General features: G+C 69.5%; 20 protein-coding genes. 12 read left to right on the top strand and 8 right to left on the bottom strand.

From position 1 onward, the window contains the following. Positions 1 to 11 precede the first annotated feature (11 nt). From ACLBW1_RS14125 to ACLBW1_RS14145, 5 genes are all read left to right on the top strand, one after another. On the top strand, positions 12 to 596 hold the full coding sequence (locus ACLBW1_RS14125; protein ID WP_447812450.1) for an Rv3235 family protein: 585 nt from the start codon (positions 12 to 14) through the stop codon (positions 594 to 596). A 62-nt stretch (positions 597 to 658) separates the two neighbouring features. Then, on the top strand, positions 659 to 2,128 hold the full coding sequence (locus ACLBW1_RS14130; protein WP_447812451.1) for a wax ester/triacylglycerol synthase family O-acyltransferase: 1,470 nt from the start codon (positions 659 to 661) through the stop codon (positions 2,126 to 2,128). Between the two features lie 31 nt (positions 2,129 to 2,159). Next, positions 2,160 to 2,675 carry a DUF6912 family protein gene (locus tag ACLBW1_RS14135; protein ID WP_447812452.1) on the top strand — a complete coding sequence of 172 codons (516 nt, stop codon included), beginning with the start codon at positions 2,160 to 2,162 and terminating at the stop codon, positions 2,673 to 2,675. 112 nt (positions 2,676 to 2,787) lie between these two features. Further along, positions 2,788 to 4,098 (top strand): fatty acid desaturase family protein, encoded by a 1,311-nt coding sequence (locus ACLBW1_RS14140; protein WP_447812453.1) that lies wholly within the window; start codon positions 2,788 to 2,790, stop codon positions 4,096 to 4,098. A gap of 138 nt (positions 4,099 to 4,236) precedes the next feature. Next, positions 4,237 to 5,475, top strand: a complete 1,239-nt coding sequence (locus tag ACLBW1_RS14145) for a fatty acid desaturase family protein (protein ID WP_447812454.1) — start codon at positions 4,237 to 4,239, stop codon at positions 5,473 to 5,475. Positions 5,476 to 5,497: 22 nt separating this feature from the next. On the opposite strand, the gene rsgA is transcribed toward ACLBW1_RS14145, so the two are convergent. Next, the gene (gene rsgA / locus ACLBW1_RS14150) at positions 5,498 to 6,400 is read right to left on the bottom strand and encodes a ribosome small subunit-dependent GTPase A (RefSeq protein ID WP_447812455.1); all 903 of its coding nucleotides are present in this window, start codon (positions 6,398 to 6,400) and stop codon (positions 5,498 to 5,500) included. Positions 6,401 to 6,501: 101 nt separating this feature from the next. Continuing rightward, positions 6,502 to 7,794, bottom strand: a complete 1,293-nt coding sequence (aroA, locus tag ACLBW1_RS14155) for a 3-phosphoshikimate 1-carboxyvinyltransferase (protein WP_447812971.1) — start codon at positions 7,792 to 7,794, stop codon at positions 6,502 to 6,504. A gap of 90 nt (positions 7,795 to 7,884) precedes the next feature. Between aroA and soxR the strand changes: the two genes are divergently transcribed. Beyond that, positions 7,885 to 8,361, top strand: coding sequence for a redox-sensitive transcriptional activator SoxR (gene soxR, locus ACLBW1_RS14160; RefSeq protein WP_447812456.1), 477 nt, complete (start codon positions 7,885 to 7,887; stop codon positions 8,359 to 8,361). 13 nt (positions 8,362 to 8,374) lie between these two features. Here soxR and ACLBW1_RS14165 read toward each other — a convergent pair whose 3' ends face one another. Next, complete coding sequence (locus tag ACLBW1_RS14165; protein ID WP_447812457.1) at positions 8,375 to 9,487, bottom strand: hypothetical protein; 1,113 nt, start codon at positions 9,485 to 9,487, stop codon at positions 8,375 to 8,377. A 159-nt stretch (positions 9,488 to 9,646) separates the two neighbouring features. Between ACLBW1_RS14165 and ACLBW1_RS14170 the strand changes: the two genes are divergently transcribed. Beyond that, positions 9,647 to 10,765: an SMP-30/gluconolactonase/LRE family protein gene (locus ACLBW1_RS14170; protein WP_447812458.1), complete on the top strand. Its 1,119-nt coding sequence runs from the start codon at positions 9,647 to 9,649 to the stop codon at positions 10,763 to 10,765. A gap of 73 nt (positions 10,766 to 10,838) precedes the next feature. On the opposite strand, the gene ACLBW1_RS14175 is transcribed toward ACLBW1_RS14170, so the two are convergent. Further along, the gene (locus ACLBW1_RS14175) at positions 10,839 to 11,429 is read right to left on the bottom strand and encodes a hypothetical protein (RefSeq protein ID WP_447812459.1); all 591 of its coding nucleotides are present in this window, start codon (positions 11,427 to 11,429) and stop codon (positions 10,839 to 10,841) included. On the opposite strand from ACLBW1_RS14175, the gene ACLBW1_RS14180 reads away from it, so the two are divergent. After that, positions 11,428 to 12,258 carry an SOS response-associated peptidase gene (locus ACLBW1_RS14180; RefSeq protein ID WP_447812460.1) on the top strand — a complete coding sequence of 277 codons (831 nt, stop codon included), beginning with the start codon at positions 11,428 to 11,430 and terminating at the stop codon, positions 12,256 to 12,258. The two genes, ACLBW1_RS14175 and ACLBW1_RS14180, sit on opposite strands and share 2 nt — an antisense overlap. Positions 12,259 to 12,264: 6 nt before the next feature. Here ACLBW1_RS14180 and ACLBW1_RS14185 read toward each other — a convergent pair whose 3' ends face one another. Further along, positions 12,265 to 12,786 carry an aminoacyl-tRNA deacylase gene (locus ACLBW1_RS14185; protein WP_447812461.1) on the bottom strand — a complete coding sequence of 174 codons (522 nt, stop codon included), beginning with the start codon at positions 12,784 to 12,786 and terminating at the stop codon, positions 12,265 to 12,267. Between the two features lie 221 nt (positions 12,787 to 13,007). Between ACLBW1_RS14185 and ACLBW1_RS14190 the strand changes: the two genes are divergently transcribed. Both ACLBW1_RS14190 and rsrA read left to right on the top strand, forming a co-directional pair. After that, positions 13,008 to 13,778 carry a sigma-70 family RNA polymerase sigma factor gene (locus tag ACLBW1_RS14190; protein WP_447812972.1) on the top strand — a complete coding sequence of 257 codons (771 nt, stop codon included), beginning with the start codon at positions 13,008 to 13,010 and terminating at the stop codon, positions 13,776 to 13,778. Then, the gene (gene rsrA, locus ACLBW1_RS14195; RefSeq protein ID WP_447812462.1) at positions 13,775 to 14,104 is read left to right on the top strand and encodes a mycothiol system anti-sigma-R factor; all 330 of its coding nucleotides are present in this window, start codon (positions 13,775 to 13,777) and stop codon (positions 14,102 to 14,104) included. The genes ACLBW1_RS14190 and rsrA overlap by 4 nt, the downstream gene beginning before the upstream one ends. Positions 14,105 to 14,192: 88 nt before the next feature. Here the strand turns inward: rsrA and ACLBW1_RS14200 are convergent, their stop codons facing one another. After that, positions 14,193 to 14,267, bottom strand: a complete 75-nt coding sequence (locus tag ACLBW1_RS14200; protein WP_369758845.1) for a 50S ribosomal protein bL37 — start codon at positions 14,265 to 14,267, stop codon at positions 14,193 to 14,195. A gap of 234 nt (positions 14,268 to 14,501) precedes the next feature. On the opposite strand from ACLBW1_RS14200, the gene ACLBW1_RS14205 reads away from it, so the two are divergent. Beyond that, positions 14,502 to 14,717: a biotin/lipoyl-binding carrier protein gene (locus tag ACLBW1_RS14205; protein WP_055792405.1), complete on the top strand. Its 216-nt coding sequence runs from the start codon at positions 14,502 to 14,504 to the stop codon at positions 14,715 to 14,717. A gap of 67 nt (positions 14,718 to 14,784) precedes the next feature. Then, complete coding sequence (locus tag ACLBW1_RS14210) at positions 14,785 to 16,275, top strand: sensor histidine kinase (RefSeq protein WP_447812463.1); 1,491 nt, start codon at positions 14,785 to 14,787, stop codon at positions 16,273 to 16,275. Positions 16,276 to 16,357: 82 nt separating this feature from the next. Here the strand turns inward: ACLBW1_RS14210 and ACLBW1_RS14215 are convergent, their stop codons facing one another. After that, positions 16,358 to 16,615 carry a WhiB family transcriptional regulator gene (locus ACLBW1_RS14215; RefSeq protein ID WP_045823614.1) on the bottom strand — a complete coding sequence of 86 codons (258 nt, stop codon included), beginning with the start codon at positions 16,613 to 16,615 and terminating at the stop codon, positions 16,358 to 16,360. Positions 16,616 to 16,900: 285 nt separating this feature from the next. Further along, entirely contained in the window at positions 16,901 to 17,896 is a 996-nt protein-coding gene (locus ACLBW1_RS14220; protein WP_447812464.1) for a diacylglycerol/lipid kinase family protein, read from the bottom strand. Positions 17,897 to 17,994 lie beyond the last annotated feature (98 nt).

A 17,994-nucleotide genomic window follows, 5' to 3' on the forward strand; every position in this document is an offset into this window, starting at 1 on the left:
GGGTGGGGCTCATGACGGACACAGGCACGGCAGCGGTGCGCGATCGGGGGGTCGGTACCGACGTCGGATGGCTGATCGGCCCCATCCCGGACTGCGAACCGGAGCCGCTGTCGACGACACCGGTGACGGTGCGGTCGGGCGTCTCACGCGCCGGCGGTCCGGCGGCACCGCGGCGTCGTCCACCGGCGCCCGCGGTGGGCGCCCCCGTCGCCGATCGGGTCGACCCGTCGGCGCGCGCGTTCGCCGTCACCGCGCTCACCCGCGTGCTCGAGGTCATCGACCGGCGTCGCCCCGTCGCCCACCTCAGCGCGGTGGCCGCACCCCACATCGTCGATCAGGTGACGACGCTCATGCACCGCCCGGCCTCGTCCTCGGTGCCCGGTCGCCGTCCGCCGACGGCCTCGCTGCTGCGTGTCCACCTGCAGTGGTCGGGTCCCGATGCGGCCGAGGTGACCGCGAGCTTCGCGCGCGGGAGCCGGGTGCACGCCGTCGCCGCGCGTGTGCAGCGGGTGCCGATGCGGATCCGTCCCGCGGTACCCGGCGGTCCGCGCACCACCGAGCTGCGGTGGACGTTGGTCAACATCACCACCGTCTGAGTCGGGTGGTCGATCTGGGATGATGGGTGCGCACGCGGACCAGGAAGGCGGTGTGGACCCAGGTGAACCGACTCTCTCCCCAGGACGCCACCTTCTACTACCGCGACGAAGCGGGCTCGACGACGCATCTCGGATCACTGCTCGTCCTCGAACGCAGCGCGACCCGCCTCGAGTACCACCGGTTGCTGGCCACCGTCGAGAGTCGGCTGGGCTCGGTGCCGCGGTACCGGCAACGCGTCCGCGAGGTGACGTTGGGTCTCGCCCGCCCGGTGTGGGTGGACGACAACGACTTCGACATCACCTACCACGTACGGCGCTCGGCGCTGCCGAGTCCGGGGACCGACGATCAGCTCCACGACCTCGTCGCGCGACTCATGTCGCGGCCGCTCGACCGGCACCGGCCGCTGTGGGAGATGTACCTCGTCGAGGGCCTGGCCGACAACCGCATGGCCGTGCTCACCAAGACCCACCGCGCACTCGTCGACGGCCGCGACGCCCTCGAGATCAACCAGGTCATCGTCGACGACGAACCCGTGCACCCCGAGACCCCGCAGGATCTGTGGCTACCCGATGCCGAACCGAGCAGCGGCGCACTGGTCGTCGGCGCACTGGCCGACGTGGTCACGCGGCCGTGGGAACTGGTCGAGACCGTCCGATCGGCACCGGTCGCCCGGGTCGCGTCGGCCCCGGTGGCGACCGTGACCTCGGTGGTGGCCGGTTCGCTGCGCCGCATCGGCTCGGTGATGCAACTGGCCACCGACTCCGCGCCGGACAGTCCGCTCAACGGCGCGACCACCGGCACCCGACGGTTCACCGTCGCCTCGATACCGGCCGTGCGATGTCTGCAGATCGCCCGCGCTCACGACTGCGCGGTGAACGACGTGGTGCTCGCGGCCATCGCGGGCGCCCTGCGCCGCTGGCTCCTCTCGCGTGATCTCGCCGTCGACGCCCACGCCACGGTCCGCGTGATGGTGCCGCTGAGCGCGTACACCGCGGGCGTCGAGGCCGGGTCGAAGCGCTCGGAGCAACTGAGCAGCGACGCCGAGTGGATGGCCGAGGGGCTGCGCGGATTCGTCACCGATCTGCCTGTCGGCGAGCCCAACCCGACCGTGCGCCTGTCGCAGATCGCCCACCTCACCGAACGGCACTCGCACTCGAATCGCCGGGTGTCGATGGGGACGCGCGCCTGGCTGCCCGAACTGACCGTCGCCGCGACCCAACGCGTGGGACCGGCGACCTTCCACGCGATGAGTTCACGAGCCGCGGCATCGATGTCGGGACGCTCGTTCAACGTCCCCATCAGCATCGCGCGCGGTCCCGGCGCGCCGCAGTACCTCGCGGGCAACCGCATCACCGAGATCTACCCGGTGCCCGCGCTGGTGCCACAGCGGGCGCTGGCCATCGGGTTGAACTCCTACAACGGTGAGGTGTTCTTCGCCTTCAATGCCGACCGCGACATCATGTGGGATCTCGGTGCGATGACCGAGTTCCTCGCCGAGTCGTTCGACGAGCTGCCGGTGACGACCCGGTGACCTTTCCATCAGACCCGAGGAGAACAACCGAGTGAGGGTGTACCTGCCGGCCACGCTGGCGATGCTGGCCACGATCGAGTCCTCGGGGCGGTTCGACTCCGTCGGCGGCACCGCCTTCGCCCTCACCCCGGCCCTGAGGGAGTCCTACACCTCCGGCGACGACGAGGAGCTCTCCGAAGCGGCCATGCGCGAGGCCGCACGGGCGTCGCTGCGGCTGATGGCCGCCGAGGCGGACACGCGCGATCCCGATGCACCGGTCCTGCCGCTGCGGCGGGTGGTGGTCGCCGCCGACATCGAACCGGTCACCCTCCGACCCGACCTCGACGTCGCCGTCGTCAGGATCGACCCCGCGGTGCCGCGCTCGGCGATCGCATCGGTGCACGTCGACGTCGCCGAGGCGCAGACCGCGGTCGCCGCGGCTGTCGAGGTGATCGACGACGCCGACCTGGGCGACGAGGACGCCGAACTCGCGATCGGCGACGTCGACGACTTCGACCTCGCCTGGTACGCCACGCAGGAGCTGCCGTTCCTGCTCGAACTCCTCTGAGTCGGCCGCGCGCCGCTGTGGTCTGGTGCACATCCGCCACGACCCCTGGACGCCTACGGTTGCGTAACCTACGCTTGCGTAGGTCAGCACTTCCGGCGGCGAGAGGGTCATCGTGGCAGTCAAGAACGTCCCCGAGTACGCGCATCTGAGCGAGTCCGACGTCGCCGAGCTCGGCCGTCGACTCGACGCCATCCGCGCACGGGTCGAGGAATCCCGCGGAGAGCGCGACGCGAACTACATCCGCAACACCATCCGCTTCCAGCGTGCCCTCGAGGTGACCGGCCGAGTCCTCACCGTGGGCGCGCGCCGACGCTCGCTGTGGTGGCTGGGTGCCTCGGCGCTCGGTGTCGCCAAGATCGTCGAGAACATGGAGATCGGCCACAACGTGATGCACGGCCAGTGGGACTGGATGAACGATCCGGAGATCCACTCGACCGGCTGGGAGTGGGACAACGCCGGCCCGTCCGAGCACTGGAAGCAGACCCACAACTACATCCATCACAAGTACACCAACGTGCTCGGCATGGACGACGACGTGGGCTACGGCCTGCTGCGCGTCACCCGGGACCAGAAGTGGGCGCCGTTCTATCTCGGGAACCTCGTCTACAACACCCTGCTGGCGGTGGGGTTCGAGTACGGCGTCGCCGCGCAGTACCTCGAGATCGGCAAGATCGGCCGCAAGGACTTCGACCGCGCCGAGTTCGATCGCAAGTTGGGTGAGGTCGGGGAGAAGGTCGGCCGTCAGATCCTCAAGGACTACGTGGTCCATCCTGCGCTCGCCGGCGCGGTCACCCGGTCGCGATCGGGGTGGCGCGCCGCACTGACCTCGAACCTGATGGCCAACGCGATCCGCAACGTGTGGTCCAACGCGATCATCTTCTGCGGACACTTCCCCGACGGCGCCGAGAAGTTCGTCAAGCAGGATGTCGACTCCGAGACCCAAGGCGAGTGGTACCTGCGGCAGATGCTCGGCAGCGCCAACTTCCACTGTGGCCCCGTACTGGCGTTCATGAGCGGCAACCTGTCGTTCCAGATCGAGCACCACCTCTTCCCCGACCTGCCGAGCAACCGCCTGCGCGAGATCTCCCTCGAGGTCAAGGCGCTGTGCGACGAGTACGACCTGCCGTACACGATCGGCCCGTTCCCGGTGCAGTACGCCAAGTCGTGGCGCACCATCGCGAAGCTGTCGCTGCCGAACAAGTATCTGCGCGACACCCGCGACGACGCACCCGAGACCGCCTCGGAGGAACGCTTCCGCGACGACTCCGCCGTACGCCTCGTCGCCACCATCGACCCGGTCACCGGCAAGCGACGCGGACTGCGCAGCGCCATCGCCACCGCCCGCGCACGTCGTCGGGACAAGGCCCTGGCGACGGTGTCGCGGATGGTGCCGGTACCCCGAGGTGCGGGCCGCGCGGCCTGACCACGGCCACACGCACGATCACACCGGGTCTGACACGCCCGTGCCGAGGTCACGGTGGCGTCACGGCGGCGCGGTGTGGACAATGAAACGAGCACCCGACCGCGCGTGCACTGCCACGCACAAGGAGCAGCCAGGCCCATGGCCATCACCGACATCAACACCTACGCCCACCTCAGCGAGGCCGACGTCGCCGAACTCGGTCGCGAGCTCGACGCGATGCGTCGGCGGATCGAGACCGACCGCGGCGAGCGCGACGCGCGCTACCTCCGGCGGACCATCACCGCGCAACGGATCATCGAGGCTGCGGGTCGACTCGTGCTGTGGAACAACAAGACCCGCTCGGAGTGGGTGGTCGGCACCGCCCTGCTCGCCGCGGCGAAGATCATCGAGAACATGGAGCTCGGGCACAACGTGATGCACGGGCAGTGGGACTGGATGAACGATCCCGAGGTCCACTCGTCGTCCTGGGAGTGGGACATGGTGTGTGCGTCACCGGACTGGAAACACTCGCACAACGTGGTCCATCACAAGTACACCAACGTGTACGGCATGGACGAGGATCTCGGCTACGAGGTCATGCGGGTCACCCGCGACGAGCCATGGCAGCCGAAGCACCTCGGCGGCCCGTTCATCAACATCTTCCTCGCGGCGACCTTCGAGTGGGGGATCGCGCTGCACGACCTCCATCTGGCCGACCTGGCGTCGGGCGAACGGAAGTGGTCGGAGGTCAAGCCGGAGGTGACACCGTTCCTGCGCAAGGTGCGTCGTCAGCTCGGCAAGGACTACGTGTTGTTCCCGGCGCTGTCGGGTCGACGCGCGGGCCGGACCGCGTCGGCGAACCTCACCGCCAACCTCGTCCGCAACCTGTGGGCCTACGTCGTCATCTTCTGCGGCCACTTCCCCGACGGCGCCGAGAAGTTCACCGTGGAGTCCCTCGAGAACGAGACCCCGGGTCAGTGGTATCTGCGGCAGATGTTGGGAACGGCCAACTTCCGGGCCGGTAAGACCATGGCCTTCCTGAGCGGCAACCTCTGCTATCAGATCGAGCACCACCTCTTCCCCGACCTGCCGAGCAACCGGTACGCGGAGATGAGCCGCGAGATCCAGGACATCTGCGCGCGCTACGACCTGCCGTACACCACCGGTTCGCTTCCGCGGCAGTACTGGCAGTCGCTGCGCACCATCTGGAAGCTCGCACTGCCCGATCGTTTCCTCACCGCCACCGCCGACGATGCGCCGGAGACCGCGTCCGAACGTCGGTTCGCGTCCGCGCAGACCGCGGTCGCCGACCGTGGTGACAAGGTGCGTCGGGGCCTCAAGACGGCGATCGCCGACGTTCGGCGGAGTCGCCGGTCGGTCTCGGCCTCGGTGCGCTAGTCCGCGTCGTACCGCAAGAGGCCTAGCTGCGCGGGGCGTCGTGGCCGTCGGTGTGCACCACCGCTGCCAGCAGGGCGCGCACCGCGACGACCCGACGGGCCGCCTCACCGGTCAACGCATCGAGAGCGCACTCGGGGTCGGTGGGTGGACCGAGATGCGTACAGCCACGCGGACATTCGTCGATGGCCTCGCGGAGATCGCCGAAGGCGTCGACGAGGTCGTCGGGCGCGACATTGGCCAGTCCGAACGATCGGATACCGGGGGTGTCGATCACCCACCCCTGCCGCCCGGGCAGTTCCAGCGCGACCGACTGCGTGGAGGTGTGCCGGCCCTTGCCGACCCCCGACACCACCCCCGTCGCGCGGTAGGCACCGGGCACCACGCGGTTGACCAGTGTCGACTTGCCCACTCCCGAGTGACCGATGAGCGCACTGACGTGACCGCGCAGCGTGTCGAGGACCGGCTCGAGGGGATCGTCGCGTCCGGCGATGAGGACGGGCAGGTCGAGGTCGGCGAACGCCGCCCGGAACTCGTCGGCGTCGGCGAGATCGGACTTGGTGAGACACAGGATGGGGGACAGGCCGCCGACGTAGGCCGCGACCAGGGCGCGCTCGACGAAGCCGGTGCGTGGCGGCGGGTCGGCGAGTGCGGTGACGATCAGCAACTGCGAGGCGTTGGCGACCACGACCCGTTCGTAGGGGTCGGTGTCGTCGGCGGTGCGGCGAAGCACCGACGACCGTTCGTCGACGCGCACGATGCGCGCGAGGGTGTCGACGGTTCCGCTGAGGTCGCCGACCACCCCGACCCGGTCGCCGACGACGATCGGGGTGCGGCCCAGTTCGCGGGCCCGCATGCACACGACGCGCGTCGCGTCTGGCCCGTCGAGGACGCACCCCCACCGGCCGCGGTCGACGGAGATGACCATGCCCTCGAGGGCGTCGTCATGTGCCGGCCGCGTCTTGGTGCGCGGACGACTGCCCTTGCCCGGACGTATCCGGACATCGGTCTCGTCGAGTTGGCGGCCGCTCAGGACTGATCCGTCCCGACGGCGGTGTCGATTCCCGGGGCGACGCCCGAGGCCCCGTCGAGCATCCGCTGCCACATCGCGGGGAAGTCCGGCATGGTCTTGGCCGTGCAGGCGATGTCGTCGACGGACACGCCGTCGACGACGAGGCCGAGCAGGGCGCCCGCCGTCGCCATCCGGTGATCGGCGTAGGCGTGCCACAGCCCGCCGTGCAGGGGTGCGGGTTCGATGTGCAGACCGTCCGCGGTCTCGGTGCACCGTCCGCCGAGGCGGTTGATCTCGGTGCTCAGTGCGGTCAGCCGATCGGTTTCGTGACCGCGCAGATGCGCGATCCCCGACAGGACCGACGGCGAATCGGCGAGGGCGCACAGGGCCGCGATCGTCGGGGTCAGCTCGCCGATGTCGTGCAGGTCGGCGGTGAGACCCGAGAGGCGCCCCGGGCTCCGGACGGTGAGGAGTCCGTCGTCGTTCACGGCCTCGGCGCCCATCTCGACGAGGACGTCGACCATCTGCGCACCCGGTTGGGTCGTGCGCTCGGGCCACAGGGGGATCGAGATCTCGCCACCGGTGGCCGCCGCCGCGGCGAGGAACACCGCCGCGTTGGAGAGGTCGGGTTCGATACGTCGGTCGACCGCCGCGACGGGTCCGGGGGCGACGCGCCACGTGTTCGGCGCACCGTCGTCGACGCTGACCCCGGCCTCCCGCAACATCTCGATCGTCATGTCGATGTGTGGTTGCGACGGAACGGGTTTCCCCACGTGGTGGATGGTGACACCCGCGTCGAACCGGGCTGCGGAGATGAGCAGGCCGGAGACGAACTGCGACGACGACGACGCGTCGATGGTCACCTCGCCGCCGCGCACGGAGCCGGTTCCGGCGATGCCGAACGGCAGCGCCTGCCCGTCCACCGCGACACCGAGGTCGCGTAGCGCCGAGAGGATGATGTCGACGGGCCGGGCGCGCATCTGCTCGTCGCCGTCGACGGTCACCGTTCCGTCGGCGAGCGCGGCCATCGGCGGCACGAACCGCATGACGGTCCCGGCCAGACCGCAGTCGACGTGGCCGCCGGTGAACGGGCCGGGTGTGATCGTGACGGTGGTCGGGTCGGCGGGGTCGGGGGACACCATGACGCCCAGGGTGGCGACCGCGTCGAGCATGAGGTCGGTGTCGCGGCTGCGCAGCACACCGGTCAGGGTGCTCGGGGCGTCAGCGAGTGCCGCGATGACGATCGCGCGGTTGGTGATCGATTTCGAACCGGGTACGCCCACCGTGGCGGCGACGGGGCGAGCGGCCATCGGTGCGGCGTAGGGCGCGCGCGGGTTCGGGGAGCTCACGATCCGATTGTCCCACGCGGGAGCGTGGGCGAGGTCGTAGCATCGTCGCCGATGAGCACACCCGCGCAGAGCAAGGAATTCACGGTCGGTCAACTCGCCGCCCGCAGCGGTGTCGCGGTGTCGGCCCTGCACTTCTACGAGCGCGAAGGCCTCATCTCGAGTCGGCGCACCTCGGGTAACCAGCGTCGCTACAGCCGCGACACGCTGCGCCGGATCGCGTTCATCCGCATCTCGGCGCGCGTGGGCATCCCGTTGGCGATGATCCGGTCCGCGCTCGACGAGCTGCCGTCGGGTCGGTCGCCGACGAAGCGGGACTGGGCCCGCCTGTCGCGGTCGTGGGAGTCGGATCTGACGGCGCGGATCGACGAGATGACCCGCCTGCGCGACAACCTCACCGACTGCATCGGTTGCGGGTGTCTGTCGTTGAGCACGTGCGCGCTCGCCAACCCGGGGGATCGTCTGGGACAGAACGCGATCGGGCCCCAGCGGGTCTTCGACCCACTGGAGCCCGATCGTCGCGGTCCCTGATCGGTGACGGGGTCTAGAACGCCGGCTTGATCGATCCCAGCACGCTGACGGTCCAGACCGCGGAGTTCACCGAACCGGCCGGATCGTTCGGCGGCACCACACCGTTGAGGGTCACCAGGCCGCCGGTGAGTCCGCGGCCGAGGTTCGCCGGCAGGGCGAAGCCGCAGGTCTGCTGCCGGGACGCGGTGCCGGGCAACGCACTCTGGCGGCAGTGGCCACCGTTGGTGGTCGTCAGGTCGACCCCCCGGATGGAGATGGTCAGCGTCGCCCCGAAGTCGGGTGAGCCGACCTTCTGGTAACAGATCGAGGCGTCGGCCGCGGTCGTCGCCGAGGGCTCGCCGGCGATCGCGCCGGTGGTCGGATCGACCGAGATCGCGTGGATCTTCGTGGTGCGCACGCCGCCGGGGCAGCCGGCCTTCGAACCCGCCGAGATCGAGTTCACCTCGCGGCCGACGGAATACTTCACCGACCCGGTGTCGGGGGCCTGCGGTGCGACGGGCGCGTTCACCGGCGCCTTGGGCGTGCCGGTGGTGTAGAAGGTCCACAGCGATCCGGTGGTGCCGCCCGGCAGCCTGATCGGGTTGGTGACCGAGTTGCTGCTCGCGACACCGCCGGTCACCCCGGTCGCGTTCGGGTTGATCCGCTGGACGCAGTCGGCGCCGCCGCGGCCCTCGGCGATGTAGGGCGTCAGGCCACAGGGACCGCTCATCGTCAGGGGTCCGATGCCCGGCGCGGTGGCGCGCGAGTACTGCTCGTAGATCGACTGTCCGTCGAGACCCAGTGTGCCGCAGACGTAGATCGGTCCCACGTCGGACTTGGTCGGTTGGTTCAGGAAGCCGGTGGTGGGGCTGTTGGCGAAGGTGTAGAGCCGAGCGTCGAGACGCTGGATGACGGTGAACCGACGGGGGGTGCCGAAGTAGGCGTTGCATGCCTCGTCGTCGACCGCGGAGGCCTTCTTGCCCGTGTCGACGGTGCGGTACACGTTGAAGCTGCCCGGTCCGTCGGAGATCGATCCCAGGACGGTGGCCGGGGCGACCGTGGGCGCGGCGGAGGCGGTTCCCGCCACCGATCCGGCGATGGTGACGACGGACAACGCCACGACGACGGCGCGCGACAGCGATCTCATTCTCTTCTCCCGATGGTCGGATCCGACACTGGACGGCCTCACCCTGCCAGACCCGTGACAGATGTTGAGAAAAGCTGTCAAACACCACAACTCGGATCCGCGAACTCTGGGTGTCGGCGCAGAGACCATGGGGGTCCCCCGGGGGTACCGTCAGCCCTCATGACTCCCCGGGGTACCCAGCGATCCGTCGGTTCGATCACCACTTGCCTTGTCGCGACGGCGATCTCCGTCATCGCCGGTCTCGGCGTCGGCGCGGCCCCCGCCGGTGCGGCCCCCGAACCCGGGCCGGCCCTGGGCTACGGACAGGCCCGCGATCTCGCGCGGGTGCCCGCCCCGGGCCAACCCGAGGGCATCGCCGTAGACCCCACCGACGGCAGCGTGTGGTCGGGCTCCAACCGGCCCGACTCGGCGGCCGACGTCTGGCACTTCGACGCCGCGGGGAAGCTCATCAAGACCTACACCCTCATCGGTCACCGACCGTCCGAGCACGGCGTCAACGGCATCGCCCTCGACGGCGACGGACGGGTCTACGCCCTCGACTACAGCGGCGCCCGTGCGGTGCGGATCGATCCCGCCACCGGCGCGCAGAAGGTGTACGCGACCTTCGCCGATCTCCCGCTGTGCTCGGCGGCGCGCGGCCGGCCATGCGAGCCCGGCGCGCTCGACCGTCAGGCGTGGCCCAACTGGGCGACCTTCGCCGCCGACGGCACCATGTACGTCTCCGACCTGAACCAGGCGACGATCTGGAAGGTCCCGCCCGGTGGCGGTGCTGCCCAGATCTGGTACCAGAACCCCGCTTTCGCGTCGATCTACAGCCTCAACGGCATGCAGTTCGACGCCGCGGGTCGGCTGGTGTTCGTCAACACGCTGTCGGTGTCGGGTCTGCAGACCGCCGGCCACGGCGTCGTCTACCGTCTGCCCGTCACCGCCTCCGGCGCCCCGGGGCGACTCGACCGCGTCGCGATCACCGGACTGGGGGACGGGCTGGCCATCGGACGCAGCGGCAGGATCTATCTGCCGATCTCCAACCCGGTGGACAACTCGGTACAGGTGATCGATCCCGACACCGGCGCCACCCTCGATGCGCTTCCCCGTCTGCCACAGCGCTACCTGCGTTCGACACCGTTCTCGACACCGGCGTCGGCGGCGTTCCGCGGGACGTCGTTGATCGTGACCAACCACGCGAACTTCCTCGGGGTGCAGAGCCTGTACGCGCTCATCGAGCTGGGTGTCGGCGAGACCGGGCTGCCGCTGCAGTTCCCGGTCGGCATCGCCTGACCGATCCCGCCCGCCGCGAGCACGGCGTCGCGTCGCCGATCAGTCGCCTCGGTCCTCGGTGGGTCCCGGGTCCTCAGTGGGTGAGGATCACCTTCGCCGCGACGATCGCCGTGGCCACCACTGCGGTCGCGATGCCGCCGAAGAGTATGCGCAGGGTCGGTCGTTGCCCGCGGATCCGGCCGATCATGATCTGCAACAGCGCCATGCGCAGGATCGGGCCGGCCCCGGCCAGCACGAACGCCCAGGTGGGATCGAGCACGTCGAGCCACCCCAGCGCCAGGAAGAACGCCGGGAACGCCCCCGCCGAGGCGATCGGCACCGCATCGCGCAGCTCCTCGCCCGCAACGCGTCGGCGTACCGGCTCGTCGAGGTGGGCCGTCGCCTCCGGGATGCTGTGGCCCGCGACGATCTCGGCGAACACGTGGGCGAGGAAGGTCGTCGCGGTGGTGCCCAGCACGATGACGACCGCCGAGCCGTTCTCGATGGCCGCGGGATCGACGACCACGACCGCGGCCATCGCCAGCAGCGTCCCGTAGATGTAGGCCGACAACCGCGCCGACGCCCGCTTCGGGGACAGTGGTCCCTTCGCGCGGGCGAGGAATCGGTGGACATCTCCGGCTCGACGCTGATGTCGGTCCGGTCGCGGTGACACCATGGAGGCCATGTGTGGACGTTATGCGGTGACCACCGATCCCGCGTTGCTCGCGGCCGAACTCGATGCCATCGACGAGGTCACCCCCGACCGGCCCGACCCCGACCCCACCGCGCGACCTGCGTCGGTACCCGGGGTGAACTACAACGTCGCGCCCACCACCACGGTGATGACCGTGGTGCGTCGACACGACCACCACGAACCCGCCGGTCGCGATTCTGCTGGGGACGATTCTGCTGGGGACCCGGCGCTGCGTGTGCGCGCGATGCGGTGGGGGCTGGTCCCGGCCTGGACGAAAGACCTCGCCAAGGCCCCGCTGCTGTTCAATGCCCGCGCGGAGAGCGTCGCCGAGAAGGCGTCGTTCAAGACGAGCCTCAAGGGCCGGCGATGCCTGGTTCCGATGGACGGCTGGTACGAGTGGCGCAAGGGGACCGGGCCCGACGGCAAGCCGTCGAAGACGCCCTACTTCATGTCGCCGGCCGACGGCACGCGCCTGTTCATGGCCGGGCTGTGGACCACCTGGCGACCGAAGGACGCCGACCGCGAGACGCCACCGCTGATGAGCTGCACCATCATCACCACCGATGCCGTCGGCCCCCTGCGCGACATCCACGACCGCATGCCGCTGGTGATGCCCAGCGACCACTGGGACGCGTGGCTCGACCCCGACAACCCGCCCCCGGCCGCGCTGCTGGCGCCGCCGTCGGCGCAGCTGGTGGACGCGATCGACCGCCGCGAGGTGGCGCCGCTGGTCAACCGGGTGGCCAACAACGGGCCCGAACTCCTCGACCCGGTCGACGCCGCGGGCTCACAGCCGCCCGAACAGGGAACCCTGCTCTAGCGGGTCTCAGGTGCAGATGTCACCGACCACCGCTCCGGTGAGTCGTCGCAGCTCGTCGGGGGCGAGTTCGATCTCGAGGCCCCGGCGTCCCGCGCTGCACAGCACGGTCGACCACGCGAGCGCCGAGGTGTCGATCACGGTCGGCAACGGCGTCCGCTGACCCAACGGCGACACCCCACCCAGCACGTACCCGGTCACCCGTTGCGCCGCGGCGGGATCGGCCAGTTCCGCCCGGGCGGCCGACGGATCCGACAGCGCGGCGACCACGGCTCGCGTCGACAGACGTCGGGGGACAGGCAGCACCGCGACGGCGAATCGCGGGCGGGAAACCGCCGAGCGCCCGCCTCCCGTGAGCGACAACACGAGCGTCTTGAGGATCTGCCCGGCGTCGACCCCGAGCGTCTCGGCCAGGTGCGCGACGGCCTCGTCGCCGTAGGACGCCGCCCGAGGATCGGCGCGGTAGCGGTGGAGACGGTGATCGACCCCGGCGCGCTGCACCGTGGCGACCGCCGGGGTCATCGCACTCATGGATCGCACGGTAGCGCCGCGTTCAGGCCCAGCGTGAACCGAAACGGAACAATCGCGCACGGAGGTGGGTTGTAGCCATCGACATCGTTTCGAGGCGTGCGCGGATGATCTGTTCACCGAGCCGTTATCGGATCGAGATGTGTGATCGTGTCGCCGACGAGAGGGAGCAGATGACCCTGCAGGTGTTGGACCGCCCGGTGGGCAGAGCTGCACCGGTACTGATGTTCGTCGAGACGAGTCCATCGGTAGGGTCGGACGACGGGCGCGCGCACATCGTGGCGCCTCGGACGTCCCGGAACGGGGCAGAGCGCGGAGGGACCCTCGTGACCGAATCCGATCCATCGGTGGTGGCAGACGGCGCGTCGACCGCGACCGAACCCGAGCGTGCGGAGACTGCCGAGGAGCGCGGCGCGCGCTTCGAGCGTGACGCGTTGCCGCTGCTGGATCAGATGTACGGCGCGGCCCTGCGGATGACACGCAACCCGGCCGACGCCGAGGACCTCGTCCAGGAGACGTACGTGAAGGCGTTCTCGGCCTTCCACTCGTTCAAGGCGGGCACCAACCTCAAGGCGTGGCTGTACCGGATCCTGACGAACACCTACATCAACGGCTACCGCAAACGACAGCGCCAGCCCGCCCAGTATCCGACCGACGAGATCACCGACTGGCAGCTCGCGGCCACCGCCGAGCACACGTCGACCGGCCTGCGATCAGCGGAGATCGAGGCGCTCGACGCGTTGCCCGACGACGACATCAAATCGGCGTTGCAGGCGCTGCCCGAGGACTTCCGGATGGCGGTCTACTACGCCGACGTGGAAGGCCTGCCCTACAAGGAGATCGCGCAGATCATGGACACCCCGATCGGCACGGTCATGTCGCGCCTGCACCGCGGCCGCAAGCAGCTGCGTGAACTGCTGGCCGATGTGGCCCTGGAGCGGGGTTTCCGCCGTGCGGAACCCGTGTCCACCGACGGGACGGAGGTGACCCGATGAGTGACACCGGACGGGCCCGCGGAGACGGGCGGATCTCGGACGAACAGACACCCGACGAGGCGGCCGAATTCGAGCAGCTCGACTGCTCCGCGGTCATCGCCGACGTGTGGCTGCTGCTGGACAACGAGTGCGACCCGCGTGCCCGCGACCGCCTGCAGTCGCACCTCGACGGATGCTCGAGCTGCCTCGAGCACTACGGCATCGAGTCGCAGCTCAAGAGCTTGATCAACCGCAAATGTGGTGGCGATCAGGCGCCGAGCGGGTTGCGCGACCGACTCACCCTCGAGATCCGTAAGACGGTCATCGAGCACGCTGTCGAGGGCTGATCCGAGCGCACGCATCCCCACCTGAAGCACGAACAGGGCCGGAGGCCACCGCGAGGTGGTCGTCCGGCCCTGTTCGTGTTCGAGCGTCTCAGGCGTTGGGGCGCTTGCCGTGGTTGGCGGCATTCTTCTTGCGCGCGCGCTTCTTGCGTCCACGTTTTCCCATGGTGTTCTCCTTCCCGTGCACTGCGATGGTGTGGCATCCGAGCGGCGCGACCCGCGTCGGTGGTACAGGGGATCGATTCTCCCACGACCACCACGTGAGACCCCAATCGCGCGGGCGACCCACGCCGACCGCCCGGCGCCGATCGTGTCGTCGGGGTCTGCGATAGGTTGTCCACGGCAGCGAGCGGTACCCCGGTCGTCGCCACCGCCGAAGCCGAGAGCACTGGAGGTCGTCATGGCAGAAGAGGTCGTGGCCGAGATCGTCGCGAGCGTGCTCGAGGTGGTCGTCTCACCGGGGCAGAAGATCGAGGTCGGCGACACCATCGTGCTCCTCGAGTCGATGAAGATGGAGATCCCGGTTCTCGCCGAGGAGGCGGGCACCGTCACCGACGTCAAGGTCGCCGTCGGCGATGTGATCCAGGCCGGCCACCTCATCGCCACCATCGACTGAGTCCACACCTCACGTGTCGGTGATGTGGTCGGTGAGTGGGCCCCTCCGCGGTTCGGGTCCCCGGTAGATGTCCACCCTCACCGATCTCCTCGCCGAACACACGTCGCTGTCGGGTGCCGACGCCGGTCATCTGCAGCGGGTGGTCGCCGAATGGCAGCTGATGGCCGATCTGTCGTTCGCCGACCTGCTGATGTACGTCCCCACGGAGTCCGGTGACCTGATCTGTGTCGCCCAGTGCCGGCCGAACACCGCTCCCACGGTGTTCCCCTTCGATCAGGTCGGTCGCGTCGTCATCGAGGACGACGACTCCTCGCCCGACGCCAACCCGCAGGTCCGTCGGGCGTTCACGAGCGGTCGCATCTTGCGGGAGGAAGACCCGACGTGGTTGGGGCACACCGCGATCCGTCGTGAAGCGGTACCCGTCCGGTTCTCCGGAGAGGTGGTGGCCGCGATCAGTCGCACGGCGAACCTGGCGCAGCTGCGGATGCCCTCACACCTCGAGCTCGCCTATCAGGACTGCGCGAACGACCTGTGTCAGATGATGTCCGACGGCGCCTACCCGCAGAACGAGGCCAACTCCCGCGGGCTGTCGACGCCGCGCGCCGGCGACGGCTTCATCCGTGTCGACGACACCGGCGTCGTGGTGTTCGCGAGCCCGAACGCACTGTCGGCCGTGCACCGCATGGGGTGGACGACGGACCTGACCGGCAACCAGCTGACCGACGTCCTCGGCGAGTTGCTCACCGATCGGTTCGAGGCCGATGACACGGTCGCGATGATCCGCGAGGCCGTCGCCGGCGGCTCGGGCCGTCGGATCGAGGCCGATGCGCGCCGGGCCAGTGTGCTGATCCGCACCGTCCCGCTGCGTCCGCGGGGACAACCGTCGGGGGCCGCGGTCCTGGTGCGCGACGTCACCGAGGTCAAACGCCGGGATCGCGCGCTGATCAGCAAGGACGCCACGATCCGCGAGATCCATCACCGGGTCAAGAACAACCTGCAGAGCGTCTCGGCGCTGCTGCGGCTGCAGGCCCGCCGCACCGAGAACCCAGAGGCGCGCGGAGCGCTCACCGAGGCGGTGCGCCGGGTGGCGGCGATCGCCCTAGTGCACGAACTGTTGTCGGGGAGTGTCGACGAGGAGGTCGATCTCGACGTCGTCGTCGATCAGCTGGTGCCGGTGATGGCCGACGTCGCCTCCGGCGACAGCAACGCCGTGGTCCGGCGCGGCGGCACCCTCGGGGTGTTGCCGTCGGATCTGGCGATGCCGATGGTGATGGTGCTGACCGAGCTGATCCAGAACGCTGTCGAACACGGCTTCGGGACCGATGAGCAGCGGGAGGGTGAGGTGGTGATCGAGGCCGACCGCAACACCCGACGACTCGTGGTCACCGTGCGCGACAACGGGGTCGGGTTACCGCCCGGCTTCGACATCCGCGCCTCCGAGCGTCTCGGACTGCAGATCGTGCACACGCTCGTCCGCATCGAACTGGGCGGCACCCTCGATCTCGCGCCCGCCGACGGCGGCGGTACGGCCGCGGTCCTCACGGTGCCTCTGCGCTGAGCCCCCGCAAACGCCGTGGTCGTCTCCACACAGCACAGGGCCCGGCGGTTTCCCGCCGGGCCCTGGTGCGTGGTGGAACGCGTCAGACCGTGGTGCTGCGCGTCCGGTTGCGTGCGTTGCGACGCTTCAGCGCGCGACGCTCGTCTTCGCTCATACCGCCCCAGACCCCTGCGTCCTGGCCCGACTCGAGTGCCCACGAGAGGCAGTCGGCGGTCACCGGGCAGCGGTTGCAGACGAGCTTCGCGTCGGCGATCTGGGCGATGGCCGGGCCGCTGGTCCCCACGGGGAAGAACAGCTCCGGGTCCTCATCGCGACAGATTGCATTGTGACGCCAGTCCATGTGCGTGCTCCTTCGATTTCGCGCGTGTGTGATCGCGCCGGTTGTCACTTGTCGTTCATCTGTGCGTACTCAATGTTTCCGCACTGTTGCTTGTGAATGCTTTCACGAATAACGATGAAGTCAATGGTGTCGCGTTAACACGTGGGCAATGTCACTGCGACAACGGGGGTCCGTGGCGAACTCCCTGCACCGTTGTACTACTGTCCCGATCATCCTGCGCTGTCTTCACGACATTCATGCAGAAACTCACACCCTGCAGCCGCCGTGATCGGTGCTCGTCGCGACCTAGGCCTGCAGCGGTGGGGCGACGACCTCGAGTCGGTCGCGGACGCATCCGAACGTCGCCGCAGTCCTCGTGCCCACATGGTCGCCGTCCATCTGGACATCCACCGCGGTGCGGGCGGTCAGACGTACCGACGCGACGTCGTCGTCGGTCAGCACGTGCCGCGCGTGGGGTCTGCGACCGGTCAACAGCTGCGTGAAGATGCCGAGGTTGCGGGTGATGCTCATCGACGTCGACGCGAAGACGCCGAGTCCGCACTCGTAGGTGGTGTCGGGATTGGTCCACACCGGCCGGGGGCCGATGAAGGTCCACGGGTTGGCGTTGCAGACGAACACGAAGTGCACGTCGTCGATGGCGTCACGCCCGGGCAGCGACACCGACAGCTGCGGTGGGCGACGCGACGCACTGATGAAGCGGCGCACCGTGGTCGCGATGTAGCGGGCGTCGCTGGCCGGTTTGCCCGCGTTGCGCTGTTCCTCGATCGAGGCCACGACCTCCGCGTCGAGGCCCATGCCCGCGTTGAACAGGAACCATCGTCCCGGCCCGACGGCGCGCGGTTGCGAGGTCCCCGGGCGGGCCGCGGACTCGGCCGAGAGGTGACCGAGACTGATGCGACGTCGCGACCGTTCGGCGAGCAACGTCAGCAGCTGCGCGGTGGCCGTCACCGGGTCGGGCTCGATCCCCAGTGACCGCGCGAACACGTTGGCGCTGCCGCCGGGGATGACGGCCAGCGCCGGGACCGGGTCGGGACCGATCGGGTCCCCGGGGGCGTCGAGGAGACCGTTGACGACCTCGTTCACCGTGCCGTCGCCGCCGTGGACGATCACGATCGGGCAGCCCTGCGCGCGGGCGCGGGCCGCGATCTCACCGGCGTGACCGCGATGGGTGGTGAGCTCGACCGTGAGATCGATCTTGGCCGAGAGGGTGTCGGCCAGCGCGTCGCGCCCCGCGTCGGTGGTCGACGTCGCGAACGGGTTGACGATCAGCAGGGCACGCACGATCTGCAGAGCCTAGAGGGTGCCGCGAAGGGGCACACAATCGTCACCGCGGTCCACGACACCGCCGGCGACCGGCGTCGGCGACGACGGGGATGCTC

It is taken from the genome of Williamsia sp. M5A3_1d (assembly GCF_053345315.1).

Coding starts and splice junctions, on each gene's coding strand:
- rsgA (WP_447812455.1), bottom strand. CDS start 6,400: ATGGTCATCTCCGTCGACCGCGGCCGGTGGGGGTGCGTCCTCGACGGG.
- ACLBW1_RS14170 (WP_447812458.1), top strand. CDS start 9,647: ATGACTCCCCGGGGTACCCAGCGATCCGTCGGTTCGATCACCACTTGC.
- ACLBW1_RS14175 (WP_447812459.1), bottom strand. CDS start 11,429: ATGGCCTCCATGGTGTCACCGCGACCGGACCGACATCAGCGTCGAGCC.
- ACLBW1_RS14190 (WP_447812972.1), top strand. CDS start 13,008: ATGTTCGTCGAGACGAGTCCATCGGTAGGGTCGGACGACGGGCGCGCG.
- ACLBW1_RS14185 (WP_447812461.1), bottom strand. CDS start 12,786: ATGAGTGCGATGACCCCGGCGGTCGCCACGGTGCAGCGCGCCGGGGTC.
- ACLBW1_RS14210 (WP_447812463.1), top strand. CDS start 14,785: ATGTCCACCCTCACCGATCTCCTCGCCGAACACACGTCGCTGTCGGGT.
- ACLBW1_RS14125 (WP_447812450.1), top strand. CDS start 12: ATGACGGACACAGGCACGGCAGCGGTGCGCGATCGGGGGGTCGGTACC.
- ACLBW1_RS14165 (WP_447812457.1), bottom strand. CDS start 9,487: ATGAGATCGCTGTCGCGCGCCGTCGTCGTGGCGTTGTCCGTCGTCACC.
- ACLBW1_RS14205 (WP_055792405.1), top strand. CDS start 14,502: ATGGCAGAAGAGGTCGTGGCCGAGATCGTCGCGAGCGTGCTCGAGGTG.
- ACLBW1_RS14180 (WP_447812460.1), top strand. CDS start 11,428: ATGTGTGGACGTTATGCGGTGACCACCGATCCCGCGTTGCTCGCGGCC.
- rsrA (WP_447812462.1), top strand. CDS start 13,775: ATGAGTGACACCGGACGGGCCCGCGGAGACGGGCGGATCTCGGACGAA.
- ACLBW1_RS14145 (WP_447812454.1), top strand. CDS start 4,237: ATGGCCATCACCGACATCAACACCTACGCCCACCTCAGCGAGGCCGAC.
- soxR (WP_447812456.1), top strand. CDS start 7,885: ATGAGCACACCCGCGCAGAGCAAGGAATTCACGGTCGGTCAACTCGCC.
- aroA (WP_447812971.1), bottom strand. CDS start 7,794: ATGGCCGCTCGCCCCGTCGCCGCCACGGTGGGCGTACCCGGTTCGAAA.
- ACLBW1_RS14215 (WP_045823614.1), bottom strand. CDS start 16,615: ATGGACTGGCGTCACAATGCAATCTGTCGCGATGAGGACCCGGAGCTG.